Origin of the sequence: Bacillus sp. PS95, from assembly GCF_037963565.1 — a bacterium.
GTDB classification, from domain to species: Bacteria; Bacillota; Bacilli; order Bacillales; family Bacillaceae; genus Bacillus; species Bacillus subtilis.
This window is the reverse complement of sequence record NZ_CP150160.1, coordinates 3,080,889-3,098,158: the sequence shown is the minus strand read 5'-3', so window position 1 is coordinate 3,098,158 and position 17,270 is coordinate 3,080,889. Positions and strand designations below refer to the sequence as shown.

The following is a 17,270-nucleotide window of genomic DNA, read 5'->3' as shown; positions in this document are numbered from 1 at the left end:
AATCGTGACAGATAAGGGTAAAAAAGAGGTTTTAGCGTACGATATTAAGGGTATACATAGTCATATAACAAGGAGGAGATACCATGTCAGAACAATTGATTCAAGCAGTGAACAAACAAGTAGCCAACTGGACGGTCATGTATGTGAAACTACATAATTATCACTGGTATGTGAAAGGGAAAGATTTCTTCACTCTTCATGAAAAGTTTGAGGAGCTGTACAACGAAACAGCAACTTATATTGATGACTTAGCAGAACGTCTTTTGGCGCTGAACGGAAAACCGATTGCAACAATGAAGGAATCCTTAGAAACGGCTTCTGTCAAAGAAGCTGCTGGAAATGAAACAGCTGAACAAATGGTTCAAAGCGTATATGATGATTTCACAGTCATCGCGGAAGAGCTGAAAAACGGCATGGATTTAGCTGATGAAGTCGGTGACGAAACAACAGGGGACATGCTTCTTGCGATCCATCAAAATATTGAAAAACATAACTGGATGCTAAAAGCTTACCTAGGTTAAGTTCAAAAATAGAACGGCCGGATGTCTTAAAAAAGACGTCCGGCTTTTCTTTTTGTATCTGAAAAATAGGCGACAACCAGTCCATTTTTCTGAAAAATCCAATCCGTTTGGCTTGTTTTCCATAGAATATCGTAAGGCCGTTTCTGTGAAAGGATGTTGGGATAAATGGATAGAGACTTTGGCATCTTTTCGTTAATAGCAGTCAGCGTTTCAGCAGCGGGTTTTTTCTTTGGAGGTTTTCAGTATTCATTTCTGATTTTGCTCTCTCTTATGGCAATTGAATTTATCAGTACGACTTTGAAGGAAACGATTATTCACAAACTGTCGTTTAAGAAGATATTTGCCCGGCTTGTCAAAAAATTAGTCACGCTGGCTCTGATCTCTGTATGCCACTTTTTTGATCAGCTGCTGAATACAGAGGGATCAATTCGTGACTTGGCTATTATGTTTTATATTCTTTATGAATCTGTGCAAATTGTTGTGACAGCCAGTTCTCTTGGCATACCGGTTCCTCAGATGCTTGTCGATCTTTTAGAAACGTTAAAAAATAAATTTAAGCGCAAACCGTAACTTTTCCCTGTTCGCGGGTCATAATAAAGCCCAGAGCGTCGGTCGCACTTTTCGGCAAAAGCTATCGCAAAAAAACTGTACGAGCTAGTCTGCATGCAGAACCTGACGGCGTGCTGGGTTTCCCCTTATTTTTTGATAAAAGGCTTCCGAAGAAACGTAACTGTGGTATGATGTATGGAAGATAGCTAGGAACGGATTTGAGGGATAAACATGTACGAGTTTAAAGATTATTATCAGAATACTGTTCAGCTTTCCTTTGACGATCAGCCTTTCTCGGACAGCCCGAAGCATGTCTGGGTGATTTGCCGTTTTGGCGGCAAATGGCTTTTAACAGAACATGAGGACAGAGGCTATGAGTTTCCAGGCGGGAAAGTAGAGCCGATGGAGTGCGCAGAAGAGGCTGCGCTCCGGGAAGTAAAGGAAGAGACGGGCGCGAGAGTCAAAAGCCTCAAGTATCTCGGACAGTATAAAGTTCTCGGAAAAGAAAAAGTGATTGTGAAAAGTATATATTTTGCAGATATAGAAAAGCTTGAAAAGCAAGCTGATTACTTTGAAACGAAAGGCCCGGTTTTGTTTCACGAGCTTCCGGAGAACCTTTCCCGCAATAAAAAATTCAGCTTTATTATGAAGGATTCCGTACTTCCGATCAGTTTGAAAAAACTGAAAGAATCTGGATGGATTGAATAAAAAACCCGGCACATGTGCCGGGTTTTTTATGTCCTCCCCTTCGTCCATTTCTTTTCCAGCAGCTCGACGCCCTGATACATCAGAGTGGCGAAGATGGCGATGATCAGCAGGCTTAAGAAGACGAGTGTAAAATTGAAGACTTGGAATCCGTAAATAATCATATATCCTAATCCGACCTTCGAAACGAGGAATTCCCCTACAATGACGCCAACCCATGATAAACCGACGTTCACTTTTAGTGTTGAAATAATCGCGGGGGAGGATGCAGGCAGTATGACTTCTTTAAAAATAACCCACTTTTTTGCGCCGAATGTTTTCATGACTTTCGTATAGTTTTCGTCGACCTCCTGGAAGGCGGTATAGACAACGATGGTTGTGATAATGACGCTGATGATGGCTCCCATCGCAATGATGCTGATAAAACTGGGGCCGAGCGCGACAATCAGGATCGGGCCCAGGGCTACTTTCGGCATTGCATTCAAAATCACAAGGTACGGATCTAAAATTCTGGCAAGTCGGTTAGACCACCATAACAAAGCGGCGAGGCACGTGCCCATAAACGTCCCAAGCAAAAAGCCAAGCACCGTTTCAAATAAAGTGACGCCGATGTGTGACAGTAAAGAACCGTCACCAAGTTTCTCCAGCAATAATCGCCACACAGCTGATGGAGAGCTGAAGATCAGCGGATCGATCCAGCCCTGCCTGCTGGAGGTTTCCCAGCCCGAGAAAAAGAGAATAAATATGGCAAGCTGAAAGGAATGGACCTTCCACTTTTCCTTTTTCTGTTTGAATTGATACTGCTCGTGAAGCAGATCAATGGTTTCTTTGCTGTTTCTCAAGAGAATTCAGCTCCTTCCATATCGTTTGAAACAGTGTCTGGAAGGAAGGTTCCTGACGGGCGTCAAAAGGCAACATTGCGGCCAATTCCTTAGGAATGGTAAAAATCTGATGGATGGTGCCCGGCTGATTTGAAAATAAAAAGATCGTATCGCTCATCGCTATCGCTTCCCCTATATCATGAGTGACAAGCACTGCTGTTTTTTGATATTCCTTTAATGTGCGGAATACCAGGTTTTCCAAAGACAGCTTTGTCTGAAAATCAAGCGCGGAAAATGGCTCATCCAGCAAAAGCAGACTAGGGTTAGGCGCAAGTGTTCTTGCAAGCGCAGCCCGCTGGCGCATCCCGCCTGACAGCTCTTTCGGATATTTTTTCTCCACATCTATGAGGCCGAACTCCGGCAATAGACCGAGTGCAGCGGCTTTGCTTTCTTCTGTCAGCGTGTCGGCGATTTTTAAACCGAGAAGCACATTTTCCTCGATAGATTTCCAGGGAAATAAGTAATCCTGCTGAAGCATATAGCCAATATTATGTTCTTTTTGATTCGGCTCACGGCCTTCAATCAGAACTCTGCCTTCTGATGGCTCAATCAAACCGGCAATAATGGAAAGCAGTGTTGTTTTTCCGCAGCCGCTTGGGCCGAGAAATGAGATGAAATCACCTTTTTCGGCATCGAAATGAATATCCCGCACAGCCGTTGTTTTTTCTTTAATAGAAAAATAAGTATGGGTTACATGGTCGACATGTAAGAAAGACATAGATGGCGCCTCCTATTTCTCCGAGGTGACTTTTTCAGCAATATGTTTATTTACAAGCTGATTGTATGGAATGTGCTTCGGCAGTTCTCCCGATTGATCCATAATGGTTTGGAGAAGCTCCCATTCTTTTTCGTTAAGCAGAGGGTCTGGCGAATATGAATGCTGTTTTTTATAGCGTTCAATGGATGTTTCGATGACGTCTGGGTCGGTATCATCAAATTCATCTTTAATGGCATCTGTGATGTCCTTCGCAGAATGATTTTCAACCCACTGCTGCGCCTTATAAATGGCTTTTGTAAACTTGACGGCTGTGTCTTCATTTTTCTTCAAATAGCTTTGTTTCGCCATAAAAGTCGTATAAGGAACCTCTCCTGATTCTTCTCCGAATGAAGCAACGATATGGCCGATGCCTTTTTTCTCAAAGAGAGAAGCCTGCGGTTCAAAGAGCTGTACATACTCACCGGTTCCAGAAGCAAACGCATTGGCAATATTGGCGAAGTCTATGTTCTGGATAAGGTCTATATCCTTATGCGGGTCAATCTTATGTTTGTTCAGCACATACTCGCCGACCATTTGCGGCATGCCGCCTTTTCGCTGGCCGAGAAACGTTTTTCCTTTCAGCTGATCCCAGTCGAAGTGTTCAACATCTTCTCTCGCGACAAGAAACGTTCCGTCTGTCTGAGTCAGCTGGGCGAAATTAATGACGGGATCTTTAGCCCCTTGCGCTTCGACATAAATAGATGTTTCTGACCCGACAAGCGCGATGTCGGAGCCGTTGGAAAGAAGCGATGTCATCGTTTTGTCTCCGCCCCAGGTCGTATTCACATCGACATCAAGCCCTTCTTCCTTAAAAAAACCTTTAGACTCAGCAACATATAAAGGTGCGTAAAAAATTGAATGGGTCACTTCAGCTACTTTGACTTTGGTGAGCGTTTCTTCCTGCTTGCAAGCCGCCAGGGCGATCATCAGAAAGATACTGCCGACACAGGCGAAGCCCAGCCTTAACCATCTGTTCACATAGACAACCTCCTTATTTCGCATCAAGTTAATATCCTTTTTTGCTTTACATATCGTATGATGGGTATAAAAATGTGTGAATGCCTAACCAGGTTCTCCGGATGTAATTTTGGAGTAAGGAAAGCATATAGAAAAAAAGGAGGCGGCTGTTTTGATTGTAGAGAAAAGAAGATTTCCGTCGCCAAGCCAGCATGTGCGTTTGTATACGATCTGCTATCTGTCAAATGGATTACGGGTTAAGGGGCTTCTGGCTGAGCCGGCGGAACCGGGACAATATGACGGATTTTTATATTTGCGCGGCGGGATTAAAAGCGTGGGCATGGTTCGGCCGGGCCGGATTATCCAGTTTGCATCCCAAGGGTTTGTGGTGTTTGCTCCTTTTTACAGAGGAAATCAAGGAGGAGAAGGCAATGAGGATTTTGCCGGAGAAGACAGGGAGGATGCATTTTCTGCTTTTCGCCTGCTTCAGCAGCACCCAAATGTCAAGAAGGATAGAATCCACATCTTCGGTTTTTCCCGCGGCGGAATTATGGGAATGCTCACTGCGATCGAAATGGGCGGGCAGGCAGCTTCATTTGTTTCCTGGGGAGGCGTCAGTGATATGATTCTTACATACGAGGAGCGGCAGGATTTGCGGCGAATGATGAAAAGAGTCATCGGCGGAACACCGAAAAAGGTGCCTGAGGAATATCAATGGAGGACACCGTTTGACCAAGTAAACAAAATTCAGGCTCCCGTGCTGTTAATCCATGGAGAAAAAGACCAAAATGTTTCAATTCAGCATTCCTATTTATTAGAAGAGAAGCTAAAACAACTGCATAAGCCGGTGGAGACGTGGTACTACAGTACATTCACACATTATTTCCCGCCAAAAGAAAACCGGCGTATCGTGCGGCAGCTCACACAATGGATGAAAAACCGCTGACAGTGAAATATGTTATGATAAAGAAAAAAGAGAACGAAAGGGGATTTCACTTTGGGAATGCCTATTGAATTTAATACACTGATTGTGACAAAAGGAAAAGAAGTTCGCATAGATGAAAATATATTCACGTTAGAGAAGGACGGATACCGAGTATATCCGATGGAGATTCCAATGGATGTACGCAAAACAAAGTTTGGCGAAAAGTCAGGCACAGCTGAAGTGCAGAAGCTTCAATGGGAAGAAGGCCGGACCATCATTACATACAAGCTGACTTCTTTGCATTCCGTCAATTAAAACAAGCCAAGAGCACAATTGCTCTTGGCTTTTGTTTTTTATACGAGAGGGCCGCCTGCCTGGGCGATGGCATCGGTATGTGCGAACTTTTTAAAGTTCTCTTTGAATTCATTTGCAAGGTAGACTGCTTTTTCTTTGTATTCTTCCTTGTTGGTCCACGTGTTTTCAGGCTGAAGGATATGATCAGGAACGCCAGGAACATGGGCCGGAATGTGCAGGCCGAAAATATCGTCAGTTATCATTTCAGCATCCTCTAATTTACCTTCAATCGCTGCTTTGACCATTGCTCTAGTGTAAGAAAGCTTCATTCGTTCGCCTGTACCGTATCCGCCCCCGGTCCAGCCGGTATTGACTAAGAAAACGTCTGCGCCGTGTTCATCGATCTTTTTGCCGAGCATTTCAGCATAGACGTGAGCAGGAAGCGGCAGGAACGGTGAGCCGAAGCATGTAGAAAACGTCGTTTCAGGAGACGTGACACCACGTTCGGTTCCAGCAAGCTTACTCGTGTAACCGCTCAAGAAATGGTACATGGCCTGCTCCTTCGTTAGTTTGCTGATCGGCGGCAGGACTCCGAAGGCATCAGCCGTCAAAAATACAATTGCTGACGGATGGCCGGCCATGCTTGGAGTCACGATGTTGTCAATCATATGAATCGGGTAAGCTGCCCGCGTGTTTTCAGTATAGAAGGAATCATCATAATTGGCTTCGCGTGTATCTTCATCCACAACGACATTTTCGAGAACAGACCCGAAGCGGATCGCGTTAAAGATTTGCGGCTCCTTTTCCTCGCTTAAATGAATGCACTTAGCGTAGCACCCGCCTTCAATATTAAAGACGCCTGTATCAGACCAGCCATGTTCATCGTCACCGATCAGCTTGCGGTCAGCATCTGCCGACAGGGTGGTCTTGCCTGTTCCTGACAGTCCGAAGAAAAGGGCGACATCGCCTTTTTCACCGACATTGGCGGAGCAGTGCATAGATAAAATATCTCTTTCAGGCAGCAGGAAATTCATAATGGAGAAAATGGACTTCTTCATTTCACCGGCATACTCAGTTCCGCCGATTAAAATTGTCCGCTTTTCGAAAGAGACAATAATAAACGTTTCGGAATGAGTGCCGTCTGTTTTTGGATCCGCTTTGAAGTGCGGAGCAGAAAGAATGGTGAACGGCTGCTCAACTGTTTTCTTATCATTTCCTTCCGGACGGATAAACAGCTGCCGCGCAAATAAATTGTGCCATGCGAACTCATTTACGACAGTGATCGGAAGCCTGTATTTCTCGTCTGCTCCGGCAAATCCTTCGAAAACAAACAGTTCATCTCGCTCCTTTAAATAGCTGACAACTTTCGTGTACAGCCGCTCAAACGCTTCTTCTGAAATCGGCTGATTCACCGGGCCCCAATCGATCTTATTTTTCGTGCTTTCTTCCTCCACGATGAATTTATCTTTAGGTGAGCGTCCTGTGTAAGCGCCTGTAGTCGCGCGAACAGCACCTGTGGATGTTAAAATGCCTTCGTTTCGGGAGAGGACTTTTTCTGTTAGCTGTGCTGCTGATAAATTATGACGCACATTTGGACATGTTAATAAGGCTTGTAAATCAGCGGTCAAATCAACTGAGTTCATATGAAACCTTCCTTTATCGTTTTTTGTGTTTTGCTAATTGTGAATTAGTATAACATATATTTTCAAATAGTCTATACTATTTATTATTTTTTGTGTGTGCATTTCCATTGTTTTCCCTCAATATAGGTGCCTATTTCTTCTGAATCATATTGACATTGCAAACCCTTTTACGATAAGATATTTCATTGAGCGGATACTCTTATCCCGAGCTGGCGGAGGGACAGGCCCTATGAAGCCCAGCAACCGGTTTCTCTGTTATTTATTATGTTCAACTGAGTGAGACAACCAAGGTGCTAACCTGTTGCAAGGTTGTATGATTCCTTGAGCGATAAGAGTGAAAGGCACAAAGACCAAACCCTTTCCTCGATGGAAAAGGTTTTTTTATTTCATAAATATGCCAATTAACATTCTCTAATATAACTGTACATTGTATAAGAGGGAGCGAGTTCCGTATCATATATACAAGGTCTTTCGGGAGGCCTTGTGCAGGAGGAAGCAAATCATGAGTAAAAATCGTCGTTTATTTACATCAGAATCTGTTACGGAGGGGCATCCGGATAAAATCTGTGACCAGATTTCTGACAGCATTTTAGATGAAATTTTAAAGAAAGACCCTAACGCGCGTGTTGCTTGTGAAACATCTGTGACAACAGGTTTGGTTCTTGTAAGCGGAGAGATCACAACTTCTACGTATGTTGACATTCCGAAAACGGTTCGCCAAACCATTAAAGAAATCGGATACACACGTGCAAAATACGGATTTGATGCGGAAACTTGTGCGGTTTTAACATCAATTGATGAGCAGTCTGCTGATATCGCGATGGGCGTAGACCAAGCGCTTGAAGCCCGTGAAGGCACAATGAGCGACGAAGAAATTGAAGCGATTGGTGCGGGTGACCAAGGATTAATGTTCGGTTATGCGTGCAACGAAACGAAAGAGCTTATGCCTCTTCCAATTTCACTTGCCCATAAATTAGCCCGCCGCCTAAGTGAAGTCCGTAAAGAAGATATTCTTCCGTACCTTCGCCCTGACGGCAAAACACAGGTAACGGTTGAGTACGATGAAAATAACAAACCAGTCCGCATTGACGCGATTGTGATTTCAACTCAGCATCATCCTGAAATTACACTTGAGCAAATTCAGCGCAACATTAAAGAACATGTAATCAATCCGGTTGTTCCTGAAGAGCTGATTGATGAAGAAACAAAATATTTCATCAACCCTACAGGACGTTTCGTAATCGGAGGCCCTCAAGGGGATGCGGGACTTACAGGACGCAAAATCATCGTTGATACGTACGGCGGCTATGCACGCCACGGCGGAGGCGCGTTCTCAGGTAAGGACGCGACGAAGGTAGACCGTTCTGCAGCTTATGCGGCAAGATACGTTGCGAAAAACATCGTTGCGGCTGAGCTTGCTGATTCTTGCGAAGTACAGCTTGCTTACGCGATCGGTGTTGCACAGCCTGTGTCAATCTCAATCAACACATTCGGTTCCGGAAAAGCTTCTGAGGAAAAACTGATTGAAGTTGTTCGCAATAACTTTGATTTACGACCTGCCGGCATTATCAAAATGCTTGATTTGCGCCGTCCGATCTACAAACAAACTGCTGCGTACGGCCACTTTGGACGTCACGATGTTGACCTTCCATGGGAGCGCACAGACAAAGCGGAGCAGCTGCGTAAAGAAGCGTTAGGAGAATAATTTTATAGCCGCTTACTGGTTAAGCGGCTTTCCCTTTTTTATCGTTGTATTCATGTTTATTTTTTTACATAACTGTGAAACCAAATACTATTCACAGCGTCTATAAATAGGGGTTCAATGATGACAATTTTAATTATGGAGGCAATACTATGTGTGGATTTGTCGGGGTTTTTAACAAGCATCCGTTAGCTCAAACCGCTGATCAAGAAGAACTAATCAAACAAATGAACCAAATGATCGTTCACCGCGGTCCTGACAGTGATGGATATTTCCATGATGAGCACGTCGGCTTCGGATTCAGACGGCTCAGCATTATTGATGTAGAAAATGGCGGACAGCCTTTATCATATGAAGATGAAACATATTGGATTATCTTTAACGGAGAAATCTATAACTATATCGAACTGAGAGAAGAACTTGAAGCAAAGGGGTACACATTCAACACGGATTCGGACACAGAGGTTCTTCTTGCGACTTACCGTCACTATAAAGAAGAAGCGGCGTCCAAACTGCGCGGTATGTTTGCCTTTCTGATTTGGAATAAAAACGATCATGTGCTTTATGGGGCAAGAGATCCATTCGGCATTAAACCGTTGTACTACACAACGATCAATGATCAGGTTTATTTTGCCTCAGAGAGAAAAAGTTTAATGGTTGCTCAGAATGATATTGAAATAGATAAAGAGGCATTGCAGCAGTACATGTCTTTCCAATTTGTTCCTGAACCAAGCACGCTTGATGCCCATGTGAAAAAAGTAGAGCCGGGTTCACAATTCACAATCCGCCCGGACGGCGATATCACATTCAAAACGTATTTCAAAGCGAACTTCAAGCCGGTTCAGACTGAAGAAGACAAGCTTGTGAAAGAAGTCCGAGACGCGATCTATGACTCTGTAAACGTTCATATGAGAAGTGACGTTCCTGTCGGTTCGTTCCTGTCTGGCGGGATTGATTCTTCCTTTATTGTGTCTGTTGCGAAGGAATTTCATCCAAGCTTAAAAACATTCTCTGTCGGCTTTGAACAGCAGGGCTTCAGTGAGGTTGATGTAGCGAAAGAAACGGCAGCGGCGCTGGGCATTGAAAATATCAGCAAAGTCATTTCGCCTGAGGAATACATGAATGAGCTTCCGAAGATCGTTTGGCATTTTGATGACCCGCTTGCTGATCCGGCAGCGATTCCGTTGTACTTTGTTGCAAAAGAAGCGAAAAAACATGTAACGGTTGCTTTATCAGGTGAAGGAGCGGATGAGCTCTTCGGCGGATATAACATTTACCGTGAACCGCTTTCGCTTAAACCGTTTGAACGGATTCCGTCCGGCTTGAAAAAGATGCTTCTGCACGTTGCTGCCGTTATGCCTGAAGGTATGAGAGGGAAGAGCCTGCTTGAGCGCGGCTGCACTCCGCTTCAGGATCGTTATATCGGTAACGCGAAAATCTTTGAAGAGTCTGTCAAAAAGCAGCTGTTGAAGCATTATAATCCGAACCTTTCATATCGCGATGTGACGAAGACTTACTTTACAGAAAGCAGCTCGTACAGCGATATCAACAAAATGCAGTATGTCGATATCCACACTTGGATGCGCGGCGACATTTTGTTAAAGGCGGATAAAATGACGATGGCGAATTCTTTGGAACTGCGTGTGCCGTTCTTGGATAAAGTCGTATTCGACGTCGCTTCAAAAATTCCTGATGAGCTGAAAACGAAGAACGGCACGACGAAGTATCTTCTTCGCAAAGCCGCTGAAGGAATTGTGCCTGAGCACGTATTAAACCGCAAAAAGCTTGGTTTCCCTGTACCGATCCGTCATTGGCTGAAAAACGAAATGAACGAATGGGTGCGGAATATTATTCAAGAAAGCCAAACGGATGCTTATATCCATAAGGATTATGTCCTTCAGCTTCTTGAAGACCATTGTGCGGACAAGGCTGATAACAGCCGTAAAATCTGGACTGTACTGATCTTTATGATCTGGCACAGCATCAATATTGAAAAACGGTATATGCCTGAAGAGCTGAGCCATCAGCCTAAAGAAGTCATCTTTGTGTAACAGACAACAAGGCTTTCGAGTAGTCGAAAGCCTTGTTGTTATCCTTTTATTTCTCCATCATCATTGATTTACCCAATCCATACGGAATATTCAGAAAAATGATATAATGATATTTTTTTCTAGGGGAGAAGAAGCATGCAAAAACAAAAACAAGAGCTGCACCGCGGACTCGAAGAAAGGCATATTTCTTTAATGTCTTTAGGAGCTGCTATAGGAGTAGGGTTGTTCCTCGGCTCCGCATCAGCTATTCAATTAGCAGGGCCTGGTATTTTGGTAGCGTATGCCGCAAGCGGCCTGGTCATGTTTTTTATTATGAGAGCGCTTGGGGAAATTGCCATTCAAAAACCGGTCGCAGGCTCCTTCAGCAGGTATGCGCGTGATTATTTGGGACCGCTTGCAGGCTATTTAACAGGGTGGAACTACTGGTTTTTATGGGTTGTCACCTGTATGGCCGAAATTACTGCTGTCGGTATCTATATGGGGTTCTGGTTTCCTGACGTGCCAAACTGGATTTGGGCATTATCGGCACTGGTCATTATGACGGGTGTTAATTTCCTGGCTGTCAAAGCTTACGGTGAGCTGGAATTTTGGTTCGCATTGATTAAAATTGTTGCGATCTTATCCATGATTGCTGTCGGTTTATTGATGATTATTGCAGGAGTCGGCAATGGGGGCATTGCAACCGGAATCAGCAATTTGTGGAACAACGGTGGATTTTTCCCTCATGGAATAAAAGGGGTTTTATTGTCACTTCAAATGGTGATGTTCGCCTATTTAGGGATTGAAATGATCGGGGTGACGGCTGGCGAGGTGAAAAACCCGCAAAAATCGTTAGCCAAAGCAATTGATACAGTATTTTGGCGGATTTTGATTTTTTATGTAGGCGCTTTATTCGTCATTATGTCTATTTATCCGTGGCAGGAAATTGGCTCTCAGGGAAGCCCATTTGTTCTCACGTTCCAAAAAGTGGGCATTCCATCAGCTGCAGGCATCATTAACTTTGTCGTGTTGACAGCCGCGCTGTCTTCATGCAACAGCGGTATTTTCAGCACAGGGCGGATGCTGTTTAACTTGGCGGAACAGAAAGAGGCCCCACAAGCATACGGTCAGCTGACGAAAGGCGGCATCCCGGGTAAAGCTGTTCTGGCTTCAGCGGGGGCTTTATTAGTCGGAGTGCTCTTAAACTATGTTGTCCCTGCGAAGGTATTTACTTGGGTTACAAGTATTGCGACGTTCGGAGCGATTTGGACGTGGGCAATCATTTTGCTTTCTCAAATCAAATACAGGAAAAGTTTGAAGCCGGAAGAAAAGAAACAATTAAAGTACAAAATGCCTTTATTTCCGTTTACGTCTTATGTGTCATTGGCATTTCTAGCATTCGTCGTCATTCTTATGGCTTACAGCCCTGATACAAGAGTAGCCGTGATTATCGGGCCGATATGGTTTCTCATCTTGCTGGCTGTGTACTATGGAAAAGGGTTTCACAAAAAAAATGCGGCTGCTGCCAGCGAACGAAATATCAGCTGACAAAAAGAGCTCCCAGTGGGCTCTTTTTGTGTGTGCTCATAGAAAATAGAGAACAGGAAAGAATAGGTATGTGTGTTTGCAGAGGCTGTTTATAGTTTTGTGATAAGATAAAAGTCATACGTTTCATGCTATATGTGAACGTTTTATGGAAAAATCGAAACCCGAACTGTTATGACGTCCGGGTTAACGATGGTTATTGCTTTCAAATATAATTTGAAAAATGGTAAAGTAAGACGAAGCAGGTCTTATGTTTGTTGAAGAAATTTATAATATTGGCCCTTTTCTACATATTCTGACCGTATTCTTTGCATATCTTTTCGGTCTTCTTCCGTCAAAGGGCGGATGACTTTTGCAGGGCGGCCAAAGGCGAGATGGTTAGGCGGAATGATTTTTCCGGGCGGGACAAGACTGCCGGCACCAATAAAAGCGCCTTCGCCAATTTCGGCTCCGTCTAAAATGATTGAGCCCATCCCGATTAAGGCGTTCTTGCGGATAACAGCGCTATGAAGTGTAACCTGATGGCCTATCGTGGCGTCATCTTCAATGAGTAGCGTCTTGTTCGGGCTTTGATGGAGGCAGCTTAAATCTTGGATATTGACTCTGTTTCCGATTCTGGTCGGCGCAACATCTCCCCTTATGACAACAGAAAACCAAATGCTGGACTGTTCTCCGATCACGACATCACCGGTAATTGTTGCATTATCAGCTATAAAGGCTGTTGGGTGGATATCTGGCTTGTGTTCCTTATAAGGGTAGATCATAAGATTCATCCTTCTTTCTCTATTTAAATTTCGTATGAGGTGAAGAGCATGTGGACCTGGAAAGCAGACAGACCTGTTGCAGTGATTGTAATCATTCACGGGGCAAGTGAATATCACGGACGATATAAATGGCTGATTGAAATGTGGCGGTCTTCGGGTTATCACGTTGTCATGGGCGATTTGCCTGGACAGGGAACAACGACAAGAGCGAGAGGGCATATTCGCTCGTTTCAAGAATACATTGATGAAGTAGATGCTTGGATAGATAAAGCGCGAACCTTTGATCTGCCGGTTTTTCTTCTAGGTCACAGCATGGGCGGTCTGGTCGCAATTGAATGGGTTAAACAGCAAAGAAATCCCCGGATTACGGGAATTATTTTATCATCACCGTGTCTCGGACTGCAAATTAAAGTCAATAAAGCGCTTGATCTTGCATCAAAAGGTCTGAATGTCATCGCTCCGTCACTTAAGGTTGATTCGGGATTATCAATTGATATGGCGACGCGCAATGAGGACGTCATCGAGGCTGACCAAAATGATTCGTTATACGTCAGGAAAGTTTCTGTCAGATGGTACAGAGAGCTTTTAAAGACAATTGAATCGGCAATGGTGCCGACAGAGGCATTTTTGAAAGTTCCGCTTCTTGTGATGCAAGCCGGTGATGACAAGCTTGTTGACAAAACGATGGTCATCAAGTGGTTTAATGGTGTTGCTTCTCATAATAAAGCATACAGAGAGTGGGAAGGGCTTTACCATGAGATCTTCAATGAACCCGAGAGAGAAGATGTTTTTAAAGCAGCAAGAGCGTTTACTGATCAATATATTTGAACTAGTAGGGGGTGCATGTGTTGACAGTACCGGAACATCCTTTTGGATTGATGGCAAAGGTATATCGAGATATTTTTCCGCTCGTTCATCAAGAGCTGGACATATGGAAGCAAAAATCAGAATCGATTCATAACAGTGAATTGAAAGCACAGGCAACCGCAAGTATTCGGGACAAAACGTTTCACTGTGAAGGCGGCGGCATACTGGCCTTATTGTCAGGCAGCCAAAAGCAGAAATGTGTCGAGTTTATCATCGCGTATCAAACGATTAGTGATTATTTGGACAATCTGTGTGACCGCAGCACCTCGCTGGACCCGCAGGATTTTCGGATGCTCCATGCCTCAATGCAGGATGCACTGACAGTTGGGGCGGAACTGCAAAACTATTATCAATTCAGGGAAGAACAGGATGACAGCGGATATCTGCACGAACTGGTCAAAACGTGCCAGCGTGTCCTTGGTTCCATTGAGCACTATGACATGATTAAACCTTATCTGCTTGAACTGTGCGGCTATTATTGCGATTTGCAGGTGCATAAGCACGTTATTGAGCATGAGCGTGTTCCGCGGCTTGAAAAGTGGTTTACTCAATATGAATCAGAGCTGCCTGAGATGGAATGGTATGAATTTTCAGCCTGTGCAGGCTCAACGTTAGGCATTTTCTGTCTGGTTGCGTATTCGTTTCAGCCTGATTTCACAGAAAGCACCGCTAAAAAAATCCGCGACAGTTATTTTCCTTACATACAGGGCCTTCATATCCTGCTTGATTATTTGATTGATCAAGAGGAGGACTTGCTGGAAGGAGACTTGAATTTCTGCTCGTATTATCAGTCTCATGAAGAGATGATGGACCGGCTTGAACACTTTATCCATAAAGCCGACGAGCATTTACAAGGCATTCCGCATGAAAACTTCCATCGTTTAATCAATCGCGGCTTGCTTGGTGTTTATTTGTCGGATGATAAAGTGGCAGGCCAAAAGGAAATGGGCCGGCTCGCAAAGAAGCTGATCAAAGCCAGCGGAAAAACCTCCCTTTTCTTTTATATCAACGGCAGAGCCTATCGGAAATTTCAAAAAATGTCCTGGATGAAAAACTCAAAGAAAAAAGCTCAAATCATTTGCTGATCTGAGCTTTTTTTTCGATGGCGACAATAAATGGCGGGTCATTTTGCTGATTGATAAATCCGTATGTTAATACACGGGCTGTTTGCTGGTCCAAGTCCCGGCAAAACTCGAGCACGTCGTTTTTTTCAGCTTTGCCTTCCGGGTGGCCATGATAGACGACGAGAACAATCAGACCTTCGTCTTTCATGATGCTGAGAAGCTGTTCAATGGCTTTGATCGTAGAACTGCCGTTTGTCGTAATTGATTTGTCCCCGCCCGGCAAATAGCCGAGGTTAAATACCGCGGCCGCCACTTTGCCATGTGTTTCAGGCGGGAGGGATTCAGCGATTTTGTCATGGCTTTTGTGAAATAACGTTGTTCGCGCTTGATACATGTCACCGAGCCGTTCCTTTGTATTGGCCACGGCTGATTCTTGGATGTCGAACGCGTACACATGGCCGTTTTCGCCAACAAGCTCCGCTAAAAACTGTGTATCATGTCCGTTGCCCATTGTCGCATCTACGACAATATCTCCTTCTCCCGCGGCCATTTTCAGCAGTTCTTTGCTATAAGGGAGAATTTTCTTCAAAATCATAGCGCTGATTCCTCCTCAAGGCGCTGAAAGAACTTTCCTTGATAGCTGCCTCGATTTTCTAGCTCTTTATTAATGGCGCCAAGCACTTCCCATTTGTTGACGCTCCACATTGGCCCGATCATCAACTCAATCGGTCCGTCACCTGTAATGCGGTGGACGATCATTTCAGGCGGAATGATCTCAAGCTGATCGCAGACGAGCTGCACATAATCATCTTGAGAAAGAAATTCCAGCTTTCCCTTTTCATATTGCTTGACCATCGGCGTGCCTTTCAGTAGGTGAAGCAGATGGATTTTAATGCCCTGGACGTCCAAATCTGCGACGGCCTTTGCCGTTTCCATCATCATGTCCCGGTCTTCCAAAGGCAGCCCGTTGATAATATGCGAGCAGACACGTATGCCGTGTTTTCTTAATTTATTGACGCCTTCCACATAGCAGTTAAAATCATGTGCGCGGTTGATCAGAAGTGCAGTCCGTTCATGAACTGTTTGAAGCCCAAGCTCCACCCACAAATAGGTGCGTTCATTCAGCTCTGCCAGGTAATCAACGACATCATCAGGCAGACAGTCAGGGCGTGTGGCGATCGAAATGCCGACCACATCATCTAAGGCGAGGACGGATTCGAATTTTTCGCGAAGCACCTCAACCGGCGCATGCGTGTTAGTGAAAGCCTGAAAATAAGCGATGTACTTGCCGTCCTTCCATTTTTCGTGCATGCGGTTTTTGATGTCATGGAATTGCGTAATTAAATCATCGGCCCGGTTCCCGGCAAAATCGCCGGAGCCTGCTGCGCTGCAAAACGTACAGCCTCCGTGGGCTACGGTGCCGTCCCGATTCGGACAGTCAAAACCGCCGTCAAGCGCCACTTTAAACACCTTATGGCCGAAATGTTCTCTGAGATGATAATTCAATGTATGATAGCGTTTTTCCGTATTTGAATAAGGAAAAGGATTGTTCTGCATCACAATTCATGTGCCTCCTTGCGTACGATTGCATCCTAAAATTGTAGCACGCATTTCACAAGAGAACAAATGAATATCGACCATAAATTACTTTATTGAACAAAGTCAGATGAGGCTACAATATGAATGATGGATGATTTCCATTACCAAGAGGAGGGGTTACTGTGGCAACAAGACAATCAGTAGATGAACATCTCCAGCAATGTATGCAGGCCTATGATTATGCTGAAGAACAGCTGAAAATCGCTTCTAAACAAGAGCATTATAACGATCAAGAATATAGTGATGCACAAATGCAGCTTGAAGATGCGGTAAATGCCTTGAATAAGCTATGGCTGTCGTCAAATGATCAGCAGAGAGAACAGCTGTACAGAATGAGGCTTCAGCTTCAATCTTTGCAAAATAATATGATCCTGCAGCACCCTCTTGATGTGTAGGAAAACGGACCCTTTTAAAAGGGTCCGTTTTTTTTGTAAAAAAAGGATTGACTTTGTGAGTCAAAGTATTTA

At 44.3% G+C, this 17,270-nt stretch carries 18 protein-coding genes and 1 riboswitch; of the genes, 11 read left to right on the top strand and 7 right to left on the bottom strand.

Annotated features, from left to right (window positions below; translation table 11 throughout):
• Nucleotides 1-83: 83 nt before the first annotated feature.
• From NSQ12_RS16190 to ytkD, 3 genes are all read left to right on the top strand, one after another.
• A complete protein-coding gene (locus NSQ12_RS16190) occupies nt 84-521 on the top strand; it encodes a Dps family protein (protein ID WP_003229083.1) in 438 nt (145 codons plus the stop codon).
• Nucleotides 522-686: 165 nt separating this feature from the next.
• Nucleotides 687-1,091: a holin family protein gene (locus NSQ12_RS16185; protein ID WP_024573054.1), complete on the top strand. Its 405-nt coding sequence runs from the start codon at nt 687-689 to the stop codon at nt 1,089-1,091.
• A 210-nt stretch (nt 1,092-1,301) separates the two neighbouring features.
• Nucleotides 1,302-1,778 carry an RNA deprotection pyrophosphohydrolase gene (gene ytkD, locus NSQ12_RS16180; protein WP_273796590.1) on the top strand — a complete coding sequence of 159 codons (477 nt, stop codon included), beginning with the start codon at nt 1,302-1,304 and terminating at the stop codon, nt 1,776-1,778.
• A gap of 26 nt (nt 1,779-1,804) precedes the next feature.
• Here the strand turns inward: ytkD and NSQ12_RS16175 are convergent, their stop codons facing one another.
• From NSQ12_RS16175 to NSQ12_RS16165, 3 genes are read right to left on the bottom strand one after another with little or no spacing between them, the layout of a single operon-like run.
• A complete protein-coding gene (locus NSQ12_RS16175; RefSeq protein WP_014477740.1) occupies nt 1,805-2,617 on the bottom strand; it encodes an ABC transporter permease in 813 nt (270 codons plus the stop codon).
• The gene (locus NSQ12_RS16170; RefSeq protein ID WP_003229092.1) at nt 2,592-3,374 is read right to left on the bottom strand and encodes an ABC transporter ATP-binding protein; all 783 of its coding nucleotides are present in this window, start codon (nt 3,372-3,374) and stop codon (nt 2,592-2,594) included. The genes NSQ12_RS16175 and NSQ12_RS16170 overlap by 26 nt, the downstream gene beginning before the upstream one ends.
• A gap of 12 nt (nt 3,375-3,386) precedes the next feature.
• Nucleotides 3,387-4,391, bottom strand: a complete 1,005-nt coding sequence (locus tag NSQ12_RS16165; protein ID WP_033884525.1) for an ABC transporter substrate-binding protein — start codon at nt 4,389-4,391, stop codon at nt 3,387-3,389.
• Between the two features lie 151 nt (nt 4,392-4,542).
• Between NSQ12_RS16165 and NSQ12_RS16160 the strand changes: the two genes are divergently transcribed.
• The gene (locus tag NSQ12_RS16160) at nt 4,543-5,316 is read left to right on the top strand and encodes a prolyl oligopeptidase family serine peptidase (RefSeq protein ID WP_003246204.1); all 774 of its coding nucleotides are present in this window, start codon (nt 4,543-4,545) and stop codon (nt 5,314-5,316) included.
• Between the two features lie 51 nt (nt 5,317-5,367).
• A complete protein-coding gene (locus NSQ12_RS16155) occupies nt 5,368-5,610 on the top strand; it encodes a DUF2584 domain-containing protein (RefSeq protein ID WP_015251393.1) in 243 nt (80 codons plus the stop codon).
• A 38-nt stretch (nt 5,611-5,648) separates the two neighbouring features.
• Here NSQ12_RS16155 and pckA read toward each other — a convergent pair whose 3' ends face one another.
• Nucleotides 5,649-7,232: a phosphoenolpyruvate carboxykinase (ATP) gene (pckA, locus tag NSQ12_RS16150; protein ID WP_014480627.1), complete on the bottom strand. Its 1,584-nt coding sequence runs from the start codon at nt 7,230-7,232 to the stop codon at nt 5,649-5,651.
• Nucleotides 7,233-7,428: 196 nt separating this feature from the next.
• A riboswitch (SAM riboswitch) is annotated at nt 7,429-7,567 on the top strand.
• Nucleotides 7,568-7,734: 167 nt separating this feature from the next.
• Between pckA and metK the strand changes: the two genes are divergently transcribed.
• The 3 genes from metK to alaP all read left to right on the top strand — a co-directional run bounded on the left by metK (nt 7,735) and on the right by alaP (nt 12,512).
• Nucleotides 7,735-8,937, top strand: a complete 1,203-nt coding sequence (metK, locus tag NSQ12_RS16145; protein WP_003229102.1) for a methionine adenosyltransferase — start codon at nt 7,735-7,737, stop codon at nt 8,935-8,937.
• Between the two features lie 149 nt (nt 8,938-9,086).
• A complete protein-coding gene (gene asnB / locus NSQ12_RS16140; protein ID WP_004398625.1) occupies nt 9,087-10,985 on the top strand; it encodes an asparagine synthase (glutamine-hydrolyzing) in 1,899 nt (632 codons plus the stop codon).
• Between the two features lie 135 nt (nt 10,986-11,120).
• Complete coding sequence (alaP, locus tag NSQ12_RS16135) at nt 11,121-12,512, top strand: alanine permease AlaP (protein WP_339175145.1); 1,392 nt, start codon at nt 11,121-11,123, stop codon at nt 12,510-12,512.
• A 245-nt stretch (nt 12,513-12,757) separates the two neighbouring features.
• Here the strand turns inward: alaP and NSQ12_RS16130 are convergent, their stop codons facing one another.
• Nucleotides 12,758-13,273, bottom strand: a complete 516-nt coding sequence (locus NSQ12_RS16130) for a gamma carbonic anhydrase family protein (protein WP_163259798.1) — start codon at nt 13,271-13,273, stop codon at nt 12,758-12,760.
• Nucleotides 13,274-13,321: 48 nt separating this feature from the next.
• Here NSQ12_RS16130 and ytpA point away from each other — a divergent pair, with 48 nt between their 5' ends.
• Nucleotides 13,322-14,101, top strand: a complete 780-nt coding sequence (gene ytpA / locus NSQ12_RS16125) for a phospholipase YtpA (RefSeq protein WP_004398545.1) — start codon at nt 13,322-13,324, stop codon at nt 14,099-14,101.
• A 20-nt stretch (nt 14,102-14,121) separates the two neighbouring features.
• Nucleotides 14,122-15,225 (top strand): tetraprenyl-beta-curcumene synthase, encoded by a 1,104-nt coding sequence (gene tbcS, locus NSQ12_RS16120; RefSeq protein WP_004399076.1) that lies wholly within the window; start codon nt 14,122-14,124, stop codon nt 15,223-15,225.
• Here the strand turns inward: tbcS and NSQ12_RS16115 are convergent.
• Together NSQ12_RS16115 and NSQ12_RS16110 are read right to left on the bottom strand one after the other, a co-directional pair.
• Nucleotides 15,215-15,799, bottom strand: coding sequence for a class I SAM-dependent methyltransferase (locus NSQ12_RS16115; RefSeq protein ID WP_004398483.1), 585 nt, complete (start codon nt 15,797-15,799; stop codon nt 15,215-15,217). The two genes, tbcS and NSQ12_RS16115, sit on opposite strands and share 11 nt — an antisense overlap.
• Complete coding sequence (locus NSQ12_RS16110; protein WP_024572829.1) at nt 15,796-16,764, bottom strand: TIGR01212 family radical SAM protein; 969 nt, start codon at nt 16,762-16,764, stop codon at nt 15,796-15,798. The genes NSQ12_RS16115 and NSQ12_RS16110 overlap by 4 nt, the downstream gene beginning before the upstream one ends.
• A gap of 161 nt (nt 16,765-16,925) precedes the next feature.
• Here NSQ12_RS16110 and NSQ12_RS16105 point away from each other — a divergent pair, with 161 nt between their 5' ends.
• Nucleotides 16,926-17,198, top strand: a complete 273-nt coding sequence (locus tag NSQ12_RS16105; protein ID WP_003229117.1) for a YtzC family protein — start codon at nt 16,926-16,928, stop codon at nt 17,196-17,198.
• Nucleotides 17,199-17,270: the final 72 nt, after the last annotated feature.

What these genes read in the sequence shown, in the direction of transcription:
- NSQ12_RS16190 (WP_003229083.1), top strand. Translation starts at nt 84, where the DNA reads ATGTCAGAACAATTGATTCAAGCAGTGAACAAACAAGTAGCCAACTGG.
- NSQ12_RS16185 (WP_024573054.1), top strand. Translation starts at nt 687, where the DNA reads ATGGATAGAGACTTTGGCATCTTTTCGTTAATAGCAGTCAGCGTTTCA.
- ytkD (WP_273796590.1), top strand. Translation starts at nt 1,302, where the DNA reads ATGTACGAGTTTAAAGATTATTATCAGAATACTGTTCAGCTTTCCTTT.
- NSQ12_RS16170 (WP_003229092.1), bottom strand. Translation starts at nt 3,374, where the DNA reads ATGTCTTTCTTACATGTCGACCATGTAACCCATACTTATTTTTCTATT.
- pckA (WP_014480627.1), bottom strand. Translation starts at nt 7,232, where the DNA reads ATGAACTCAGTTGATTTGACCGCTGATTTACAAGCCTTATTAACATGT.
- metK (WP_003229102.1), top strand. Translation starts at nt 7,735, where the DNA reads ATGAGTAAAAATCGTCGTTTATTTACATCAGAATCTGTTACGGAGGGG.
- asnB (WP_004398625.1), top strand. Translation starts at nt 9,087, where the DNA reads ATGTGTGGATTTGTCGGGGTTTTTAACAAGCATCCGTTAGCTCAAACC.
- alaP (WP_339175145.1), top strand. Translation starts at nt 11,121, where the DNA reads ATGCAAAAACAAAAACAAGAGCTGCACCGCGGACTCGAAGAAAGGCAT.
- NSQ12_RS16130 (WP_163259798.1), bottom strand. Translation starts at nt 13,273, where the DNA reads ATGATCTACCCTTATAAGGAACACAAGCCAGATATCCACCCAACAGCC.
- ytpA (WP_004398545.1), top strand. Translation starts at nt 13,322, where the DNA reads ATGTGGACCTGGAAAGCAGACAGACCTGTTGCAGTGATTGTAATCATT.
- NSQ12_RS16115 (WP_004398483.1), bottom strand. Translation starts at nt 15,799, where the DNA reads ATGATTTTGAAGAAAATTCTCCCTTATAGCAAAGAACTGCTGAAAATG.